Source organism: Lutimaribacter saemankumensis (genome assembly GCF_900100005.1).
GTDB classification, from domain to species: Bacteria; Pseudomonadota; Alphaproteobacteria; order Rhodobacterales; family Rhodobacteraceae; genus Lutimaribacter; species Lutimaribacter saemankumensis.
This window is the reverse complement of sequence record NZ_FNEB01000001.1, coordinates 739,250-758,269: the sequence shown is the minus strand read 5'-3', so window position 1 is coordinate 758,269 and position 19,020 is coordinate 739,250. Positions and strand designations below refer to the sequence as shown.

General features: G+C 63.0%; 18 protein-coding genes. 15 read left to right on the top strand and 3 right to left on the bottom strand.

The window, feature by feature from the left end; translation table 11 throughout:
- Nucleotides 1-13 precede the first annotated feature (13 nt).
- From BLT50_RS03750 to BLT50_RS03680, 15 genes are all read left to right on the top strand, one after another.
- Nucleotides 14-352: a hypothetical protein gene (locus BLT50_RS03750; protein WP_245723267.1), complete on the top strand. Its 339-nt coding sequence runs from the start codon at nt 14-16 to the stop codon at nt 350-352.
- Between the two features lie 108 nt (nt 353-460).
- On the top strand, nt 461-862 hold the full coding sequence (locus tag BLT50_RS03745) for a DUF5333 domain-containing protein (protein ID WP_090026566.1): 402 nt from the start codon (nt 461-463) through the stop codon (nt 860-862).
- A gap of 6 nt (nt 863-868) precedes the next feature.
- Complete coding sequence (gene nuoG / locus BLT50_RS03740; protein WP_090026564.1) at nt 869-2,851, top strand: NADH-quinone oxidoreductase subunit NuoG; 1,983 nt, start codon at nt 869-871, stop codon at nt 2,849-2,851.
- Nucleotides 2,851-3,261, top strand: coding sequence for a hypothetical protein (locus BLT50_RS03735; protein ID WP_175491386.1), 411 nt, complete (start codon nt 2,851-2,853; stop codon nt 3,259-3,261). The genes nuoG and BLT50_RS03735 overlap by 1 nt, the downstream gene beginning before the upstream one ends.
- An 8-nt stretch (nt 3,262-3,269) precedes the next feature.
- Nucleotides 3,270-4,301, top strand: a complete 1,032-nt coding sequence (nuoH, locus tag BLT50_RS03730) for an NADH-quinone oxidoreductase subunit NuoH (protein WP_090026562.1) — start codon at nt 3,270-3,272, stop codon at nt 4,299-4,301.
- A 12-nt stretch (nt 4,302-4,313) separates the two neighbouring features.
- Nucleotides 4,314-4,808 carry an NADH-quinone oxidoreductase subunit NuoI gene (nuoI, locus tag BLT50_RS03725; RefSeq protein WP_090026560.1) on the top strand — a complete coding sequence of 165 codons (495 nt, stop codon included), beginning with the start codon at nt 4,314-4,316 and terminating at the stop codon, nt 4,806-4,808.
- Entirely contained in the window at nt 4,805-5,212 is a 408-nt protein-coding gene (locus BLT50_RS03720) for a carboxymuconolactone decarboxylase family protein (RefSeq protein ID WP_090026558.1), read from the top strand. Before nuoI ends, BLT50_RS03720 begins: the two co-directional genes overlap by 4 nt.
- Entirely contained in the window at nt 5,209-5,817 is a 609-nt protein-coding gene (locus tag BLT50_RS03715; RefSeq protein WP_090026556.1) for an NADH-quinone oxidoreductase subunit J, read from the top strand. The genes BLT50_RS03720 and BLT50_RS03715 overlap by 4 nt, the downstream gene beginning before the upstream one ends.
- 72 nt (nt 5,818-5,889) lie before the next feature.
- Nucleotides 5,890-6,195, top strand: coding sequence for an NADH-quinone oxidoreductase subunit NuoK (nuoK, locus tag BLT50_RS03710; RefSeq protein ID WP_090026554.1), 306 nt, complete (start codon nt 5,890-5,892; stop codon nt 6,193-6,195).
- 6 nt (nt 6,196-6,201) lie between these two features.
- Nucleotides 6,202-8,322 carry an NADH-quinone oxidoreductase subunit L gene (gene nuoL, locus BLT50_RS03705; protein ID WP_090026552.1) on the top strand — a complete coding sequence of 707 codons (2,121 nt, stop codon included), beginning with the start codon at nt 6,202-6,204 and terminating at the stop codon, nt 8,320-8,322.
- The gene (locus BLT50_RS03700; protein ID WP_090026550.1) at nt 8,322-9,866 is read left to right on the top strand and encodes an NADH-quinone oxidoreductase subunit M; all 1,545 of its coding nucleotides are present in this window, start codon (nt 8,322-8,324) and stop codon (nt 9,864-9,866) included. Before nuoL ends, BLT50_RS03700 begins: the two co-directional genes overlap by 1 nt.
- Nucleotides 9,867-9,878: 12 nt before the next feature.
- The gene (gene nuoN, locus BLT50_RS03695) at nt 9,879-11,318 is read left to right on the top strand and encodes an NADH-quinone oxidoreductase subunit NuoN (protein ID WP_090026548.1); all 1,440 of its coding nucleotides are present in this window, start codon (nt 9,879-9,881) and stop codon (nt 11,316-11,318) included.
- A gap of 63 nt (nt 11,319-11,381) precedes the next feature.
- Complete coding sequence (locus BLT50_RS03690) at nt 11,382-12,155, top strand: biotin--[acetyl-CoA-carboxylase] ligase (RefSeq protein WP_090026546.1); 774 nt, start codon at nt 11,382-11,384, stop codon at nt 12,153-12,155.
- Nucleotides 12,139-12,918 carry a type III pantothenate kinase gene (locus BLT50_RS03685; RefSeq protein WP_090027070.1) on the top strand — a complete coding sequence of 260 codons (780 nt, stop codon included), beginning with the start codon at nt 12,139-12,141 and terminating at the stop codon, nt 12,916-12,918. The genes BLT50_RS03690 and BLT50_RS03685 overlap by 17 nt, the downstream gene beginning before the upstream one ends.
- On the top strand, nt 12,915-14,585 hold the full coding sequence (locus BLT50_RS03680; RefSeq protein WP_090026544.1) for a ribonuclease J: 1,671 nt from the start codon (nt 12,915-12,917) through the stop codon (nt 14,583-14,585). The genes BLT50_RS03685 and BLT50_RS03680 overlap by 4 nt, the downstream gene beginning before the upstream one ends.
- A 76-nt stretch (nt 14,586-14,661) precedes the next feature.
- Here the strand turns inward: BLT50_RS03680 and BLT50_RS03675 are convergent, their stop codons facing one another.
- From BLT50_RS03675 to BLT50_RS03665, 3 genes are all read right to left on the bottom strand, one after another.
- The gene (locus tag BLT50_RS03675; protein ID WP_090026542.1) at nt 14,662-16,107 is read right to left on the bottom strand and encodes a DEAD/DEAH box helicase; all 1,446 of its coding nucleotides are present in this window, start codon (nt 16,105-16,107) and stop codon (nt 14,662-14,664) included.
- A 211-nt stretch (nt 16,108-16,318) separates the two neighbouring features.
- Entirely contained in the window at nt 16,319-17,257 is a 939-nt protein-coding gene (locus tag BLT50_RS03670) for a glycosyltransferase family 2 protein (RefSeq protein WP_342706690.1), read from the bottom strand.
- On the bottom strand, nt 17,254-19,008 hold the full coding sequence (locus BLT50_RS03665) for a glycosyltransferase family 2 protein (RefSeq protein ID WP_090026540.1): 1,755 nt from the start codon (nt 19,006-19,008) through the stop codon (nt 17,254-17,256). Before BLT50_RS03665 ends, BLT50_RS03670 begins: the two co-directional genes overlap by 4 nt.
- Nucleotides 19,009-19,020: the final 12 nt, after the last annotated feature.

The window sequence follows — 19,020 nt, the reverse complement described above, 5'->3', positions numbered from 1 at the left end:
AGGGGCCGGGGGCATGACCATGCGCAACGTGATCCTTGCGATGCTGGCGGGGCTGAGCCTGACCGCCTGCGGTACGCTGTCGGACGACCGCCAGACCTTTGACGGTGTGGCGTTCCGGGCGAAACTGTCGGCCGAAAAGGAAGACAACCGCAATTTCACCGTCGAGGTGCGCGACCCCGTGCAATCGCTCGCCGGTGCGCGCGAGGCCGGCCGTTACGAGGCCGTGCAATACTGCATCGAGAGCTTTGGAAACTCCCGCATGACCTGGAGCCAGGGCCCCGATGTGGAAGATGCCGAACTGCAGATCGTCGACGATGTCCTGATCCTGAAAGGGCGCTGCGCGGGATGGTAAAAGCACTTTCATATCAATCTGTTGCCCTGGCTGATATTGCATATCATGCCGTTCAGGGCGCAGCTTTTCGCGGCGGCACGACCTGCCCGCCGGAAAAGGAGTATTGATATGAACCTGGTTCCCGTAATCGCCTTCTCGACCTCGATCATCACGACCTCGGCCGCGGCGCTGCCGCCTTTGCGTGACGTGCCGGAAATAGATGACAGCATGCTGTGGGTGGCGCTTGCCGTCGAGATCAGCGACCGCTGCGAAACCATCGAGCCGCGCACGTTCCGTGGGCTGACCTATCTGTGGCAGCTCAAATCCAGGGCGGCCGAACTGGGATATTCGGACGCCGATATCGAGGCCTATGCCGACAGCCGGACCGAGAAAGAGCGCATCCGCAACCGCGGTGAGGCCTATGTCCGCGCACGCGGGCTGAACCCGGAAATAGACCGCGACCTGTGCAAGCTGGGTCGCCGCGAAATCAAGAAAGGCAGCCAGATCGGCGCCTTGCTGAAAGCGAAGTGAAGAGCAATGACAGACCTCCGCAAGATCATCATCGACGGGCACGAAGTGGAAGTGGAAGGGGCCATGACCCTGATCCAGGCCTGCGAGGTCGCGGGCATCGAGGTGCCGCGGTTCTGCTATCATGAGCGGCTGTCGATCGCGGGCAACTGCCGCATGTGCCTGGTCGAGGTCGTGGGCGGCCCGCCCAAGCCGGCGGCCTCCTGCGCGATGCAGGTGCGCGACCTGCGCCCTGGACCCGAAGGCCAGCCGCCCGTCGTGAAAACCAACAGCCCGATGGTCAAGAAGGCCCGCGAAGGCGTGATGGAATTCCTGCTGATCAACCATCCGCTGGATTGCCCGATCTGCGACCAGGGTGGCGAATGCGACCTGCAGGACCAGGCCATGGCCTATGGCGTCGATTTCAGCCGGTACCGCGAGCCCAAGCGCGCGGTCGAGGATCTGGACCTTGGCCCGCTGGTCGAAACGCACATGACGCGCTGCATTTCCTGCACCCGTTGCGTGCGCTTTACCACCGAGGTGGCAGGCATCACCCAGATGGGCCAGACCGGACGGGGCGAGGATGCGGAAATCACCGCCTACCTGGGCGAAACGCTCGACAGCAACCTGCAGGGCAACATCATCGACCTGTGCCCGGTGGGGGCGCTGGTCAGCAAGCCCTACGCCTTTACCGCGCGTCCGTGGGAGCTGACCAAGACCGAAACCATCGACGTGATGGATGCGCTGGGTTCCAACATCCGGGTCGATACAAAGGGCCGCGAAGTCATGCGCATCCTGCCGCGCAACAATGACGGCGTGAACGAGGAATGGATTTCCGACAAGACGCGCTTTGTCTGGGACGGTCTGCGCCGCCAGCGGCTGGACAAGCCCTATGTGCGCGAGAACGGCAAGCTGCGCCCGGCAAGCTGGGCCGAGGCGCTGGGTATCGCCGCCGAGCGTATCCAGGGCGCAAGCAAGCTGGCCGGGATCGTGGGCGATCTTGCACCGGTCGAGGCGGCATTCTCTCTCAAGCAATTGATCGAAGGGCAGGGTGGCATCGTGGAATGCCGCACCGACGGCGCGAAACTGCCCGCGGGCAACCGCTCGGGCTATGTCGGCAACGTCGCGATCGAGGATATTGATACCGCGCGCCAGATCATCCTGGTCGGCACCAATCCGCGCGACGAAGCGCCGGTTCTGAACGCACGTATCCGCAAGGCCTGGATCCAGGGCGCCGAAGTGGTCGTCGTGGGCGAAGCGGTCGATCTGACCTTTGACGTGACGCATGTCGGCACCGACCGCGCGGCGCTGTCCAGGCTCAAGCCGCAGGACGATGCGATCGTCATCGTGGGCCAGGGCGCGCTGAACGAGGCCGATGGCGCCGCCGTGCTGGCCGCGGCTCAGTCGCTGACGGGCCGGGTGCTGGTTCTGCACACCGCCGCATCGCGCGTGGGGGCTATGGATGTGGACGCCACCAACGAACGCGGCATGGACGCCGTGAACGAGGCCGACGTGATCTATAACCTCGGCGCGGACGAGATCGAAATCGGTGAAGGCGCTTTTGTCATCTACCAGGGCAGCCATGGCGACCGCGGCGCGCATCGTGCCGACGTGATCCTGCCGGGTGCGGCCTATACCGAGGAACAGGGCCTGTTCGTGAACACCGAAGGCCGCCCGCAACTGGCGCTGCGCGCCGGGTTCGCGCCGGGCGAAGCCAAGGAAAACTGGGCGATCCTGCGCGCGCTCTCGGGCGAGATCGGGGCGACCCAGCCCTGGGACAGCCTTGCGCAACTGCGTCAGGCGCTGGTGGCCGCCGTGCCGCACCTGGCCCAGATCGACGAGGTGCCGGAAAACGATTGGCAGCCGCTGCCCGAGGGCAAGCTTGGCGATGCCGCGTTCCGCAACGCGATCAGGGATTTCTACCTGACGAACCCGATCGCGCGCGCCAGTGCGCTGATGGCGGAACTCAGCGCAAACGCCAAGGCGCGCAACATGGGGATGGCGGCCGAATAATGCGCGCAGCCGTCGTCATATCCCCCCTCGCCAGCGCGGTGCTGGCGGGTTGCGTGGTCTCGCAGACGCAGGGCGGCGCAGAGCATCTGGCCGCGCCGGACGGTGCGGTCTACGAGGGCGTGGATACACGGTTGCTGGACGGCGAGCTGGTGAATTTCGTCGTCGCGATGCGCGGGGCGCGCGGGCCGGACGACGTGACGGCCTATGCCGAGTGCGCGGCTGCGCAATACGCGCTGATCCGCGGCTACGGATTTGCGCGCCAGGTGCGCACGACAGTGGATGAGAAAAACGGGGCCTGGACGGGCGATGCGGTCTATACCATCTCGCCCGCGCTGCCCCGGGGTACGCGGACCATCGACGCCGAGGTGGTTGTCGCGGCCTGCAGGGAAAACGGAATACCGACGGTGTAGAGGACAAAATGGTCGAATTCTTTACCAACACCTACCTGGGCATGTTGCTCGTCATCGTCGCGCAGATCCTTCTTGTGATCGTGCCGCTGCTGGTGGCGCTGGCGTTCCTGATGTATGCCGACCGCAAGATCTGGGCGGCCGTGATGATGCGAAAGGGCCCCAACGTGGTGGGCGCCTTCGGCCTGCTGCAGAGCTTTGCGGATTTCATCAAGTATATCGTGAAAGAGGTCGTGTTCCCCGCGGGCGCGGACCGGGCGGTGTTCCTGCTGGCGCCGATGATTTCGCTGGTGATGGCCTTGATCGCCTGGGCGGTGATCCCGTTCAACGACGGCTGGGTGCTGTCGGATATCAACGTGGCGATCCTTTATGTTTTCGCGGTCTCCTCGCTCGAGGTGTACGGCGTTATCATGGGCGGCTGGGCGTCGAACTCGAAATACCCGTTCCTGGGGTCGCTTCGCTCGGCGGCGCAGATGATCTCGTACGAGGTGTCGATCGGCCTGATCATCATCGGGGTGATCATTTCGACCGGGTCGATGAACTTCGGCAACATCGTGCGCGCGCAGGACGGTGATCTGGGCCTGTTCAACTGGTACTGGCTGCCGCATTTCCCGATGCTGTTCCTGTTCTTCATCTCGGCGCTGGCCGAAACCAACCGCCCGCCCTTCGACCTGCCCGAGGCGGAGTCGGAACTGGTCGCGGGTTACCAGGTCGAATACAGCTCGACCCCGTTCCTGCTGTTCATGATCGGCGAACTGGTGGCGGTGGTGCTGATGTGCGCGCTGGTCAGCCTGCTGTTCTTCGGTGGTTGGCTGTCGCCCATTCCGGGCCTGCCCGACGGGATCTTCTGGATGATCCTCAAGATGCTGCTCGTCTTCTTCATGTTCTCGATGGTGAAGGCGATCACGCCCCGCTACCGCTATGACCAGCTGATGCGGCTGGGCTGGAAGGTCTTCCTTCCCATGAGCCTGTTCTGGGTGGTCTTCGTGGCCTTTGCGGCGAAATTCGAATGGTTCTGGGGCGCGTTCGCGCGCTGGAGCTGAGGGAGCTTGTAGATGACACAGATCGATTACAAACGTGCGGCCGGGTATTTCCTGCTGACCGACTTTCTCAAGGGCTTCAAGGTCGGGTTCAAATACTTCTTCGCGCCCAAGGTCACGATCAACTACCCGCACGAAAAGGGACCGTTGAGCCCGCGTTTCCGGGGGGAACACGCGCTGCGCCGTTATCCCAACGGCGAAGAGCGGTGCATCGCGTGCAAACTGTGCGAGGCGATCTGCCCCGCGCAGGCGATCACGATCGACGCCGAACCGCGCGAGGATGGCAGCCGCCGCACCACGCGGTATGACATCGACATGACGAAATGCATCTATTGCGGCTTCTGCCAGGAGGCCTGCCCGGTCGATGCGATCGTCGAGGGCCCGAATTTCGAATTCGCAACGGAAACCCGCGAAGAGCTGTTCTATGACAAGGCCAAGCTGCTGGAGAACGGCGAACGCTGGGAGGCCGAGATCGCCCGCAACCTCGAACTGGATGCGCCGTACCGATGAGCGATGCAAAAACCCCTTTCGAGCTGATGATGGCCCAGGCGCAGGAGATGGCGAAAGCCTTCAATCCCGCGCTTGAGACATTCAATCCGAAAGGGTTCGAAAAACTCTGGCCGACCATGCCCAAGGACATCATGGAGCTCTGGTTCGGCAAAGGCGTCAGCAAGGACGGGTTGGACGCCAAGACACGGCTGCTGCTGACGCTGGCCGGGCTGACCATGCAGGGCGCGCAGGCGGATACGCCGTTCCGCATGACGGTGCGCCACGCACGCGAAGCCGGGGCCACCAAGGATGAAATCGCCGAGACCATCGCACAGATGTCGATGTTCGCAGGCATACCCGCCATGACCCGCGCGATGGAACTTGCGCGCGAGGTGATGGACGAAGAAAAGGACGACGAGACATGACCATTGTCGCATTGGCATTCTACCTGTTCGCCATCTGCGCGATCGTCGGGGGGCTGTTCACCGTGATCAGCCGCAACCCGGTGCATTCGGTGCTTTGGCTGATCCTGGCCTTCCTGTCCTCGGCGGGGCTGTTCGTGCTGCTTGGCGCTGAATTCGTGGCGATGCTGCTGATCATCGTATACGTGGGCGCCGTGGCGGTTCTGTTCCTGTTCGTGGTGATGATGCTGGATGTGGATTTCGCGCAGCTCAAGGCCGAGATGGCGAAATACATGCCGCTGGCGCTGCTGATCGGACTGGTGTTCCTGATGCAGCTTGGCATTGCCTTCGGCGCCTGGGAAAGCGCCGCCGGGGCCGAGGCCGCGCGCGCAGCCCCCGCACCCGAAGGCATCGAGAATACCGCGGCCCTGGGTCTGCTTCTTTACGACAAGTATTTCCTGATCTTCCAACTTTCGGGGCTGATCCTTCTGGTGGCCATGATCGGAGCGATCGTGCTGACGCTGCGCCACCGCGCGGATGTCAAACGCCAGGACATCCTGGCGCAGATGTATCGCGACCCGGCCAAGGCCATGCAGTTGCGCGATGTGAAACCGGGGCAGGGCCTCTGACGACGAATTGAACCGGGCCGGGGCGCGGCCAGCGCCCGGGCACAGAACCGGACAGACGATGGGACGGACACAATGATCGGACTTGAACACTATCTCACGGTGGCGGCGACGCTGTTCGTCATCGGGATTTTCGGGCTCTTCCTGAACAGGAAGAACGTGATCATCCTGCTGATGAGCATCGAATTGATGCTGCTTTCGGTGAACATCAACCTTGTCGCCTTCTCCAGCTTCCTGGGCGACATGGTCGGGCAGGTCTTTACCCTTTTCGTTCTGACCGTGGCCGCGGCCGAAGCGGCGATCGGTCTTGCGATCCTTGTCTGTTTCTTCCGCAACCGCGGCACCATCGACGTCGAAGACGTCAACGTGATGAAAGGCTGACCGATCATGGCACAGATCATCCTATTCGCCCCCCTGATCGGGGCCCTGATCGCAGGCTTCGGCTGGCGCCTGATCGGCGAGACTGCGGCCCAATGGGTCACCACCGGGCTGCTGTTCGTCTCGTGCATCCTGTCGTGGATCGTGTTCCTGACGCTCGATGCCAGCGTCACGCAGCACATCCATATCCTGAATTTCATCCAGTCGGGCACACTGGATACCGCGTGGTCGATCCGCCTGGACCGGCTGACCGCCATCATGCTGATCGTGGTGACCAGCGTGTCGGCGCTCGTGCATCTTTATTCCTTCGGTTACATGGCGCATGACCATGCCTGGAAAGAGGACGAGAATTACAAGGCGCGGTTCTTTGCCTACCTGTCCTTCTTTACCTTCGCGATGCTGATGCTGGTGACGGCGGACAACCTGGTGCAGATGTTCTTTGGCTGGGAAGGCGTGGGTGTCGCGTCCTATCTGCTGATCGGTTTCTACTACAAGAAACCGTCGGCCAACGCGGCGGCGATCAAGGCCTTCGTGGTCAACCGGGTGGGCGATTTCGGCTTTGCCCTGGGGATTTTCGCGCTGTTCTTCCTGGTCGACTCGATCAACATGGACGACGTCTTTGCCGCCGCGCCGCAATTGGCGGAAACGCAGCTGTCGTTCCTGTGGACGGAATGGAACGCCGCCAACCTGATCGCGGTGCTGCTGTTCATCGGCGCGATGGGGAAATCGGCGCAGCTGATCCTGCACACATGGCTGCCGGACGCGATGGAAGGCCCGACGCCCGTGTCGGCGCTGATCCACGCCGCCACCATGGTGACGGCGGGTGTGTTCCTGGTCTGCCGGATGTCGCCCGTCTTCGAATATGCGCCCGAGGCAAAGACGTTCATCGTCTACCTTGGCGCGACCACGGCCTTTTTCGCGGCGACCGTGGGACTCGTGCAGAACGACATCAAGCGCGTGATCGCCTATTCGACCTGTAGCCAACTGGGTTACATGTTCGTGGCGGCGGGCGTGGGTGTCTATTCGGTCGCGATGTTCCACCTGCTGACGCACGCGTTCTTCAAGGCAATGCTGTTCCTCGGGGCCGGCTCGGTCATCCACGGGATGCATCATGAACAGGACATGCGGAACTATGGCGGCCTGCGCAAGAAGTTCCCGGTGACATTCTGGGCGATGCTGATCGGCACGCTGGCCATCACCGGTGTCGGCATCCCGCTGACCACCATCGGCTTTGCCGGGTTCCTGTCCAAGGACGCCGTGATCGAAAGCGCCTATGCCGGCACCAATGGCGGCTATGCGTTCTGGATGCTGGTCATTGCGGCGCTTTTCACCAGCTTTTACAGCTGGCGGCTGATGTTCATGACCTTCTGGGGCGAGCAGCGCGGCGACAAGCACACGCACGAGCACGCCCATGAAAGCCCCACCGTCATGCTGGTGCCGCTTGGCGTCCTGGCGATCGGTGCGATCTTTTCCGGGATGGTCTGGTACAACAGCTTCTTCGGTCACACCGACAGCGTCGGCAAGTTCTTCGGCGTGCCCTATGCCGAGGCCGGCGCCCATGGCGACGCGGCCCATGGCGAAGAGGCCGGCCACGGCGAAGAGGCCGCCGCACATGGCGAGGCCAAGGCCGAAACCAAGGCCGAGGGCGAGCATCACTATGTGCTGACCGGTGCGCCGGGCGAAGGCGCCATTCACGTGGCCGAGGGCAACACCGTGCTGGACGACGCCCACAAGGTGCCGAAATGGGTCAAGGTCAGCCCCTTCATAGCGATGATCCTGGGCCTGCTGACGGCCTATTGGTTCTACATCGTCAATCCCGAGATGCCGCGCCGCCTGGCCGAAACCCAGCGCCCGCTGTACCTGTTCCTGCTGAACAAGTGGTATTTCGACGAGATCTACGACTTCCTGTTCGTGCAGCCGGCCAAGAAACTGGGCACGCTGCTGTGGAAGCGCGGCGATGGTGACGTGATCGACGGCACGATCAACGGCGTGTCGATGGGTGTCATTCCGTTCTTCACCCGCCTCGCAGGGCGGGCGCAGTCCGGCTACATCTTTACCTATGCATTCTGGATGGTGATCGGCATCGCGGTGCTGGTGACCTGGATGTCGCTCACCGGGGGGGCGCAGTAATGGATAACCTTCTTTCCATCGTTACCTTCATCCCGGCAATCGCTGCGGCGATCCTGGCGATCTTCCTTCGGGGCGACGATCCCGCGGCACAGCGTAACGCCAAGTGGCTGGCGCTGATCGCGACCTCCGTCACCTTCCTGGTGTCGCTGTTCATCCTGGCGCAGTTCGACTCGGCGGACACCGGCTTCCAGTTCGTGGAAGAGCGGGAATGGCTGATGGGCCTGACCTACAAGATGGGCGTGGACGGTATCAGCGTGCTGTTCGTCATGCTGACCACCTTCATGATGCCGCTCGTCATTGCGGCCAGCTGGGAAGTTTCGACCCGCGTCAAGGAATACATGATCGCCTTCCTGTTGCTGGAAACGCTGATGCTGGGCGTATTCATGGCGCTGGATCTGGTGCTGTTCTACCTGTTCTTCGAGGCCGGTCTGATCCCGATGTTCCTGATCATCGGCATCTGGGGCGGCAAGAACCGCATCTATGCCAGCTTCAAGTTCTTCCTCTATACCTTCCTCGGCTCGGTGCTGATGCTGGTGGCGATGGTGGCGATGTATTCGGATGCCGGCACCACCGATATCCCGACCCTGATGCGCCACAGCTTCGGCTCGGAAAGCTTCAGCGTGCTGGGTATCCAGATCGTGGGCGGTATGCAGACGCTGCTGTTCCTGGCCTTCTTCGCCAGCTTCGCGGTCAAGATGCCGATGTGGCCGGTGCATACCTGGCTGCCGGACGCGCACGTCCAGGCGCCCACGGCGGGGTCGGTCGTTCTGGCGGCGATCCTGCTGAAGATGGGCGGATACGGCTTCCTGCGGTTCAGCCTGCCGATGTTCCCCGTGGGCGCAGAGGTGCTGACGCCGCTGGTCCTGTGGATGAGCGCGATCGCCATCGTCTATACCAGCCTTGTCGCGCTGGTGCAGGAGGACATGAAAAAGCTGATCGCCTACTCGTCGGTCGCCCATATGGGTTACGTGACGATGGGCATCTTCGCCGCCAACCAGCAGGGTATCGACGGTGCGATCTTCCAGATGCTCAGCCACGGCTTCATCTCGGGGGCGTTGTTCCTGTGCGTGGGCGTCATCTATGACCGGATGCACACGCGCGAGATCGACGCCTATGGCGGCCTGGTGAACCGGATGCCGGCCTATGCGCTGATCTTCATGTTCTTCACCATGGCGAATGTGGGCCTGCCGGGCACCAGCGGGTTCATCGGCGAATTCCTGACGCTGATGGGCATCTTCCAGGTCAACACCTGGGTGGCCGCGGTCGCCACCTCGGGCGTGATCCTGTCGGCGGCCTATGCTTTGTGGCTGTACCGCCGGGTCGTCTTTGGCGACCTGATCAAGGAAAGCCTGAGAACGATCAGCGACATGACCCGCCGGGAAAAGGCGATCTTTGCCCCGCTCGTGGTGATGACGCTGTGGCTGGGGGTCTATCCTAGCGTGGTGACCGACATCATCGGCCCCTCGGTCGAGGCGCTGATCCAGAACTATGACATGGCCCTGGCCGATGGCGCATCCGCCACCCAGGTCGCCCAAGCCGAATAAAGGACAGACGACATGATCCAGGCTGATCTGAACATTATCCTGCCGGAAATCGTCATCTCGGTCTACGCGATGGGCGCACTGGTCGGGGCGGTCTACACGGCAAAGGACCGTGTGGCCGGGCTGCTGACCTGGCTGACCGCTGGGCTGCTGACGCTGGTGGCCCTGTGGATCGCCTTTGTCGGCGGTGGCACGAACGTGGCCTTTGACGGGATGTTCCACGACGACGCGTTCTCGCGCTTTGCCAAGGTCACCATCCTGCTGAGCGCGGCGGTGGTCCTGGTGATGAGCCAGGATTACATGTCGCGGCGCGGGATGCTGCGGTTCGAATACCCGGTTCTGGTGGCGCTGGCATCGGTCGGCATGATGATGATGGTCAGCGCGGGCGATCTGATCGCGCTCTATATGGGGCTCGAACTGCAGTCGCTGGCGCTTTACGTGGTGGCCTCGCTGCGGCGGGACAGCATGAAATCGACCGAAGCGGGCCTGAAGTATTTTATCCTCGGCGCGCTCAGTTCGGGCCTTCTGCTTTATGGCGCCTCGCTGATCTACGGCTTTGCGGGCACGACGCTGTTCTCGGGCATCATCGACGCCGCGGGCGAGGGGCAGACGCCGCTTGGCCTGCTGTTCGGCCTGGTGTTCATGATCGCGGGCCTGGCGTTCAAGGTGTCGGCAGTGCCGTTCCACATGTGGACGCCGGATGTCTACGAAGGCTCGCCCACACCGGTCACGGCGTTTTTCGCTACCGCCCCCAAGGTGGCGGCGATGGGCCTGTTCGCCCGTGTGATGCATGACGCCTTCGGCGGTGTCTCCGGTGACTGGGGGCAGATCGTGTCGATGCTGGCTGTGTTGTCGATGTTCCTCGGTGCTATTGCGGCGATCGGCCAAACCAACATCAAGCGGCTGATGGCGTTCTCGTCCATCGCGCATATGGGCTATGCGCTGATCGGTCTTGCCGCCGGCACCGCGATGGGTGTCGAGGCGATGCTGATCTACATGGCGATCTACGTCACGATGAATATCGGCACCTTCGCCTTTATCCTGTCGATGGAGAAGGACGGGCAGCCGGTGACCGAGATTTCGGCGCTTAACATGTATGCCAAGCGTGAACCCGGCCGCGCGCTGGCGATGCTGGTCCTGTTGTTCAGCCTTGCGGGCGTTCCGCCGATGCTGGGCTTTTTCGCCAAGCTGGGTGTGTGGCGCGCAGCACTGGATGCCGACATGGTGTGGCTGGTCGTGGCGTCTGCCGTGGCCTCGGCAATCGGTGCGTTCTACTATCTGCGCATCGTTTATTACATGTATTTCGGCGAAGAGGGCGAGACCCTGGAAACCGGGCGCGCGCCCGTTCTGTGGGTCTGCCTGATGGGGTCGGCCGCGATCATGGTGTTGGGCATCGTGAACCTGTTCGGCATCGAAGGCGCGGCGGCCGCCGCGGCGGCGACGCTTGTCAACTAAGTGGGCCTTATATCCCACGCAGCGGCGCCCATCGGGCGCCGTTCGCATTTGCGCGCTGCGGCCATGAGCTGGCCCACAGGATACGGCCGGCGCGTGCTGGCCGAAGTGGACAGCACCAATGCCGAAGCGGCCCGCCTGGCCCCGACGCTGCAGGGCCCGGAATGGATACTCGCCTTGCGACAGACGCAAGGGCGCGGACGGCGCGGCCGGGCCTGGACGGACCCGCAGGGAAACTTTGCGGGCACTCTGGTTCTGCGCCCGGACGGGCCGCCCGATCAGGTCGCGCTTTTGTCGTTCGTGGCGGCGCTTTCACTATTCGATGCATGTGTCGCGGTGACGGGCCGGCCCGAAGTCTTTGCCTTGAAATGGCCGAACGACGTGTTGCTGAACGGCGGAAAGCTGGCGGGCATTCTGCTGGAAAGCACCGGCAGCGCGGGGGGCGTCACGTATCTGGCCATCGGGATCGGCGTCAACCTGCAGGACGCGCCGGGCGCGGCCGGGATCGAACCTGGCGCGCTGCGCCCCGTGTCGCTGCTGGCCGAAACCGGAGCACGGGTGACACCCGAAGAGTTCCTTGACGTTCTGGCCGAGGCGTTTGCCGCCTGGAAACACCGCTTTGACACCTACGGCTTTGCGCCGATCCGCGAGGCGTGGCTTGCGCGCGCGGCGCGATTGGGGCAGGAGATCACTGCCCGGACCCAGCGTCAGACCCTGACAGGCCGGTTCGAAACGGTCGATGAACGGGGCAACCTGGTTCTGGCGGCGGAAACGGGCAGGGTCGCGATACCTGCGGCGGACATATTCTTTGATGGGGGCGCGGATGCTTCTGGCAATTGATTGCGGTAATACCAACACCGTCTTTTCGATATGGGACGGCAAGTCCTTTCTGTGCACCTTGCGCACCTCGACGCATCACGCGCGCACGGCGGATGCCTATTTCACCTGGTTCACGACGCTCATCAATCACTACGGGATCGAGCCGAACATAACAGACGTGGTGATCGCCTCGACCGTGCCGCGCGTCGTGTGGAACCTGCGCGTCTTTGCCGACCGGTTCTTTGGTGTGCGACCGCTGGTGGTGGGCAAACCCGAATGCCTGCTGCCACAAACGCCGCGCGTCGATCCGGGCACGCAGGTCGGGCCGGATCGCCTTGCCAACGCGGTGGCCGCGTTCGACCGGCACGGCGGTGACGTCGTCGTGGTGGATTTCGGAACGGCCACCAATTTCGACGTCGTGGCCGAGGATGGCGCCTATGTCGGGGGGGTGATCGCGCCTGGCGTGAACCTCAGCCTCGAGGCGCTGCACATGGGCGCGGCGGCGCTGCCGCATGTCGACATCACCCAGCCCGAGCGCGTGATCGGCACAAACACGGTCGCGTGTATTCAATCCGGCGTCTTTTGGGGCTATACCGGCCTGATCGAAGGGATCACCGCGCGGATCAAGGCCGAATACGGCCGCCCGATGAAGGTGATCGGCACGGGCGGACTTGCGCCGCTCTTCGCGCAGGCCGAAGACCTGTTCGACTCGATCGAAGACGATCTGACCATGCACGGATTGACCGTGATCCATGCCTACAACAAGGAAAACGGCAGCATATGAGCAGCAAGAAACTGATTTACCTTCCCCTTGGCGGCGCCGGGGAAGTGGGGATGAATTGTTACGTTTACGGCTATGGCGCCGAAGATCAGGAACGGCTGATCGTCGTCGATCTTGGCGTCACCTTTCCCGATATGGACAGCACGCCCGGCGTTGACCTGATCCTGCCCGATATTCAGTGGCTCGAAGAGCGGCGCGACCGGATCGAGGCGATTTTCATCACCCACGCGCACGAAGATCACGTCGGTGCGGTCGGGCATCTTTTCGAACGGCTGGGCGCGCCGGTCTATGCGCGCGCCTTTACCGCGCATATCGCACGCGGAAAGCTGGCCGAGTACGGGTTGTCAGACAAGACCGTCAAAACCGTGTCCGCATGGCCGGAAACCGTCAATGCCGGGCCGTTCACGGTCGGCTTTCTGCCGGTATCGCACTCGATCCCCGAAACCAGTGCGCTGGTGATCGACACGCCGGATGGCCGGGTGGTGCATACCGGGGACTTCAAGCTCGACCCGACCCCGATCGTGGGCGAGCCATGGAACCCGGATGCCTGGGCCGAGGTGGCCAAGCCTGGGGTCAAGGCGTTGATCTGCGATTCCACCAACGTGTTCTCGCCCGATCCGGGGCGGTCGGAATCCGATATCGCCGACAACCTCGAGGCGCTGATTTCCGAGGCGCAGGGGATGGTGGTTGCCACCACCTTTGCAAGCAACGTGGCGCGGCTGAAAACGCTGGCCGATGCCGGGCATCGGGCCGGGCGGTCGATCTGCCTGATGGGACGCGCCATGCGCCGCATGATCGAGGCCTCTGTCACCACCGGCGTGCTGGCCGATTTCCCAACGGTCGTCAGCCCGGAAGAGGCGGCGCAGATCCCGCGCGAAAACGTCATGCTGCTGGTCACCGGCAGCCAGGGCGAACGCCGCGCCGCAAGCGCGCAGCTTGCGCAAGGCAAGTATAACGGGATGCGTTTGAAAGAGGGCGACCTGTTCCTGTTCTCGTCCAAGACGATCCCGGGCAACGAACGCGGCGTGATCCGCATCATCAACCAGTTTTCGGAAATGGGTGTCGATGTGATCGACGACCAGGGCGGGCGCTATCACGTTTCAGGCCACGCCAACCGCCCCGACCTTACAACGATGCACAAGCTGATGAAGCCCCAGATCGTCGTGCCCATGCATGGTGAACACCGGCATCTTCGGGAACATGCGCGGCTTGCGCAAACGAACGGCGCGCAGTCCATCGTGGCTGTCAACGGCACGATGGTGTCGCTGTCGGGCAATGCGCCGCAAATCGCGGGTTACGTCGAAACGGGCCGGACTTATCTGGACGGCTCGGTTCAGATCGGCGCACTGGACGGCATCGTCCGCGACCGTATCCGCATGGCGCTGAACGGCCATGTGGTCGTGTCGGTCGTTCTGGACGAAAACGACGAACCGCTGGGCGAACCCTGGTGCGAACTGAAAGGTTTGCCCGAAATCGGCCGCTCGAACGCACCTCTTGTGGACGTGCTGGAATCCGACCTCGATCAGTTTGTCGGGCGCGCGGGTGACAAGACGCGCGGCGATGACGACAAGCTGGAAGAGGGGATCAAGCGCATCGTGCGCAAGACCTGTCTCGACGAGATCGGCAAGAAGGCCGAGGTGACGGTCATCATCAGCCGGCTCGAGGCCTGAACGCGGCCATCGGTTCGCCCCCTGAACACAAAAGGCGGCCAGATCGGCCGCCTTTTTCATGTCTGCCTTGGCCGTATCAGCCGGTGCGACGTTCGTCGAAGCTCAGCGCGATGAAGCTGGGCAGGTGGTCGCCCATGCCGACGACCTTGTCGTCGCGCCCGCGCCCGCCGCGGCTGCGGTCGGATTTCGGCTTGTCGTCCTTGCGCTCGGGCTTTTGCGGTGCGGGCTGTGCCTGCTGTTCCTTTTCGGCGGGCTTTTCAGCCTTGGCTTCGGGCTGGTCGCGGTCGGGTTTCTTCGACCGGCTGCGCGCGCTGCGCGGCTTGCCTTCGTCCTTGCCTTTTTCATCGTCGTCCGCCTTGGCGGCGGGCTTGTCTCCAAGCGGGTTGTCGATCCGCGGGATTTCCTGCTGCACCAACCGTTCGATCGCGTCGAAGGCCTTTTCGTCGCGCGGCGTGCAGATCATCAGGGTCGTGCCCTTCTTGCCGGCGCGGCCGGTGCGGCCGATGCGGTGCACGTAATCCTCGGCATGGCCGGGAACGTCGAAGTTGAACACATGGCTCACATCAGGAATGTCGAGTCCGCGTGCCGCCACGTCCGAGGCCACGAGGAAGCGCAGGCTGCCATCGCGGAACCCGTCCAATGTGCGCATCCGCTGGCTCTGATCCAGGTCGCCATGGATCGGGGCCGCGTCATAGCCGTATTTCTTGAGCGATTTGGCGACGATATCGACATCCGTCTTGCGGTTGCAGAAAATGATCGCGTTCTTGCACTTTTCGCCTTCGGCATCGATCAGCGCGCGCAGCAGATTGCGTTTTTCGGTGCCTTCGCGGTCGCGGCGCGAGCCTTTGAACATCACCACGCCCTGCTTGATGTTCTCGCTGGTGGTGGCCTGGCGGGCGACTTCGATACGTTCGGGCGCCGACAGGAAGGTGTTGGTGATCCGCTCGATTTCGGGCGCCATCGTGGCGCTGAAGAAAAGCGTCTGGCGCGTGAACGGCGTCAGGCTGAAAATGCGTTCGATATCGGGGATGAACCCCATGTCGAGCATACGGTCGGCTTCGTCCACCACCATGATCTGAACGCCGGTCAGCAACAGCTTGCCGCGTTCGAAATGATCGAGCAGCCGGCCGGGCGTCGCGATCAGCACGTCGACACCGCGGTCGATCAGCTGTTCCTGCTCCTTGAAGCTGACGCCGCCGATCAGCAGCGCCTTGGTAAGCTTCATGTACTTGGTGTAGGTGTCGAAATTCTCGGCCACCTGCGCGGCCAGTTCGCGTGTGGGGCACAGCACCAGGCTGCGCGGCATCCGTGCCCGTGCGCGGCCCTTGGCCAGCAGCGTGATCATCGGCAGCGTGAAGCTTGCGGTCTTGCCTGTGCCGGTCTGGGCGATACCCAGAACGTCGCGGCCCTGCAGGGCTGGCGGAATGGCGCCTTCCTGAATGGGCGTGGGCGTTTCATAGCCCGCATCTTCGATGGCTTTGAGAACTTTCGGGTCGAGATTGAGGTCGGAAAACTTCGTCATGTGTATCCGTTGTTTACGGACACGTCTTGGCCCGCAGCGTCTGGTTCGGGTCAGGCCCGTATGGCCCCGCGGCTATTCGCGTAATGATCCCGTTGCGCGCACTTAGCGCAAAGGGCTGTGAGGGTCAATGCAAGGGCATGGTGAAACGCGCAGAGCGGGCGCCATAGACCGGAAATCCGCCTTGCGGTGGCGGATTGTTTCCTATCTGGCGTCAAAAATCCGGGAAATGCTGCTTGCGTTTCTCTTCAAGCTTCAACTCATGGCTGTGCAGCAAGCCATGAGTCTGCAACTTCTCCAGGGTTTCGGGCGCGGCGGTGCAGACCTGGTCGTAAAAGCGCCGGATCTCGTCCTCTCCGCCCTCGGCCATCAGCGCCTTGAAAAACTCGTGCATGGTCAGCGCGCCTTTCTGGCCGGGTTTCAGCTCGGCGCGGTAGGAGCCTTTCTCCAGCCTGTAATCCAGCGCCCGGCGAAATGACTCCCAACTTTCGGCATGCATGTGCAACAGGGCGGTGTCGGCCAGCGTCACCTCGCCGGGGTTCATGTCGTCACCGACCCAGATGTTGTGAATCTGGACCTTCAGGCCCTCCACCCCGGTGCGATAGATCATTTTCCCGGCCACATGGCTGAGGAAACCGCCATTCAGATGCGCGCCGTAATCTGGCCAGATCTCGGCGGTCTGGCGGTCTCGGGTCGCGCGGTCGGGGTTGCAGGCCTTGAAATGGGTGACGGGGCCGGGGCCTGCCAGCGCTTCGGCGGGGCGCACCCGTGCGCCCATGCAGGTGTCGGGCAGGGCGGCAAGTTGGCTGGCAAGCGGGCGCGCGGGCCACAGGAATTCGTCGACGTCGATATGGGCGAGCCAGTCAACTTGCCCCGTCGCACGGGCATAGGCATGGCGGGCATTTTCGAATTGCCGGGATTGGTGTTTCACCCGGCGCTTCATCCCCAGTTTCCGCCAATAGGCGTCATCCGTCAGGATAGGTCGGCATTTCGGGTGCCCCTTTAGCGCCTCGAACGCGGCGCGATTGTCGTCATCTAGGTAGAAGAACAGCCGATGCGCACCGATGTCCAGATGATGCGCGGCAAAGTTCAGCACGTCGCGCGCCGGCGCCTTGATGGTCGACACGATCCCCCATTTCGCCGTGTCCATCATGCGCCCTCCGGCACAGCGCCGAATTGGCGTGTCACGGCGGCATCGAGGTTCAGCGGCTGTTCGATCAGCATCCCATGGTCGCGCAGTTTGCCCACCAATTCGGGGCTGGCGGTGCAGACCTCGTCGAAAAAGGCGCGCAATCCAGGCTCTCCTTCGGTTTCAAGCAGGAAATCCAGCACGTCGCGCAGTCTGAATGCCTCTTTGTCGGCCTTGCGATACGATCCGCGCGTCATCCGAAATTCGAGGTGCGCGCGAAAACTTTTCCAGTCCGGCGCATGGGCATGACCCAAGAGCAGCCGGTCGTCGCGCAGGCGGTTGGCCACCGGCGCACCGTCATGGCTGAGTGCATGAAGACCGATGCGCAGGCCCGGAATACCGGTGCGCGTGATCAGCTTGCCTTCGAGATGGCTGACGAAACCGCCGCGCAGATGTGGGCCGAACGTTGGGTAAAGGGTGCCGAGCACCGATTTGTCCTGACCGGCCATACGCGGGGTTGTCTTGAACATCTCCGGGGCGCTTCCGGCCAGCAATTCGACCGGTGGCATCAACAGTGCGGCCTGATCGGCAGGCGCGCCAGCCAGAATATCGGGCAGGGCGGATTGCGGCAGCATGAACTCGTCGATGTCGATATGCGCCAGCCAGTCTAGGTCCGTATCGTTGTAACACTGGGTCGCCACCCAGGCCTGCCGCATCTGGTGGGCTTTCATGCGCGGTTTTTTCTGCGCCGACCACCAGGCGTCATCACATGCGATCACCTGAACGGCGGGGTTGCGCGACAGGAAGGCGGCGGTTTCGGCATCCGGCGTATCGAGGAACAGCGTGACCCGCGCGGCGCCGAGGTCGAGATGATGGGCGGCAAACCGTGCGATACGCGGCAGGGGCGCATTTGTCAGGGTGACCGTGCCCCACCGGATCGACGCCGCGTCGGTTTTGACCGCGCTTGCAGGCACGGGGGCGTCGACCGCGTCCGCCATCATGCCGGGTTTACGCTTGTGCACGCCATCCGCGGCCAGTTGCTTTGCGCGCCGTGCCCGCATGATGCGCAGGCGGCGGAATATTCCGGCCGGATCGTTGATCAGCTTGTTCAGCAGGTCATGCGCCAGCGGGGCGATCACCGGATCTTCGGAGGCATCCTGCCAAAGTCGGCCCAGCAGGTTCACGTCCAGCCCGCCGCCGGCGATGGAATACGGGTCCATCTCGAGCGGCAGGCGCTTGTGCGACTTTTTTCGGATCGCGTGGGGCTGGTCGGGTTTCGACCCGGAATAGAGGCGCTCCGTTTCATACAGCTTCATCATGCCGAAAAGGACGGTCAGCGATTGGCCGACGCGCCGTTGCGCATCGGTCATGCCGTGATCGCCGAATGTCGTGATGGCCGAGACAAGCCAGCGGGCATCGAGCCGCGCCAGAAGGAAATCGGCCTCTTCCGCCCAGAGCCGTTGGAACAGGGCCGCGCAATGGGGGGGCTGGCCGCGGCGGCGCAGGTTGGCAATCAGCAATCCATGCAGGCGCAATAGTTCAGGTAGAGAGTCAAATTCTTTCGACAAGTCCCGGAATTTGCGGGCATATGTTGTGCGTGACCCTGCCACTTCGGGCGCGCGCGCATCGACGCGGGTGGTTTTCAGCGGCGCGAAATCCACGTCCAGGGGTGGAAGCGCTTCGTCCGGGCCATAGACCAGCGGATCGCGACGGCCCTCCATCTGTTCGAGGATCGCCGGAAAGCCTCCGGGATAGGTTGGTTCGGGGTCGCTCATGGCGCGAAGATG

Coding starts and splice junctions, on each gene's coding strand:
- BLT50_RS03750 (WP_245723267.1), top strand. CDS start 14: ATGACCATGCGCAACGTGATCCTTGCGATGCTGGCGGGGCTGAGCCTG.
- BLT50_RS03745 (WP_090026566.1), top strand. CDS start 461: ATGAACCTGGTTCCCGTAATCGCCTTCTCGACCTCGATCATCACGACC.
- nuoG (WP_090026564.1), top strand. CDS start 869: ATGACAGACCTCCGCAAGATCATCATCGACGGGCACGAAGTGGAAGTG.
- BLT50_RS03735 (WP_175491386.1), top strand. CDS start 2,851: ATGCGCGCAGCCGTCGTCATATCCCCCCTCGCCAGCGCGGTGCTGGCG.
- nuoH (WP_090026562.1), top strand. CDS start 3,270: ATGGTCGAATTCTTTACCAACACCTACCTGGGCATGTTGCTCGTCATC.
- nuoI (WP_090026560.1), top strand. CDS start 4,314: ATGACACAGATCGATTACAAACGTGCGGCCGGGTATTTCCTGCTGACC.
- BLT50_RS03720 (WP_090026558.1), top strand. CDS start 4,805: ATGAGCGATGCAAAAACCCCTTTCGAGCTGATGATGGCCCAGGCGCAG.
- BLT50_RS03715 (WP_090026556.1), top strand. CDS start 5,209: ATGACCATTGTCGCATTGGCATTCTACCTGTTCGCCATCTGCGCGATC.
- nuoK (WP_090026554.1), top strand. CDS start 5,890: ATGATCGGACTTGAACACTATCTCACGGTGGCGGCGACGCTGTTCGTC.
- nuoL (WP_090026552.1), top strand. CDS start 6,202: ATGGCACAGATCATCCTATTCGCCCCCCTGATCGGGGCCCTGATCGCA.
- BLT50_RS03700 (WP_090026550.1), top strand. CDS start 8,322: ATGGATAACCTTCTTTCCATCGTTACCTTCATCCCGGCAATCGCTGCG.
- nuoN (WP_090026548.1), top strand. CDS start 9,879: ATGATCCAGGCTGATCTGAACATTATCCTGCCGGAAATCGTCATCTCG.
- BLT50_RS03690 (WP_090026546.1), top strand. CDS start 11,382: ATGAGCTGGCCCACAGGATACGGCCGGCGCGTGCTGGCCGAAGTGGAC.
- BLT50_RS03685 (WP_090027070.1), top strand. CDS start 12,139: ATGCTTCTGGCAATTGATTGCGGTAATACCAACACCGTCTTTTCGATA.
- BLT50_RS03680 (WP_090026544.1), top strand. CDS start 12,915: ATGAGCAGCAAGAAACTGATTTACCTTCCCCTTGGCGGCGCCGGGGAA.
- BLT50_RS03675 (WP_090026542.1), bottom strand. CDS start 16,107: ATGACGAAGTTTTCCGACCTCAATCTCGACCCGAAAGTTCTCAAAGCC.
- BLT50_RS03670 (WP_342706690.1), bottom strand. CDS start 17,257: ATGATGGACACGGCGAAATGGGGGATCGTGTCGACCATCAAGGCGCCG.
- BLT50_RS03665 (WP_090026540.1), bottom strand. CDS start 19,008: ATGAGCGACCCCGAACCAACCTATCCCGGAGGCTTTCCGGCGATCCTC.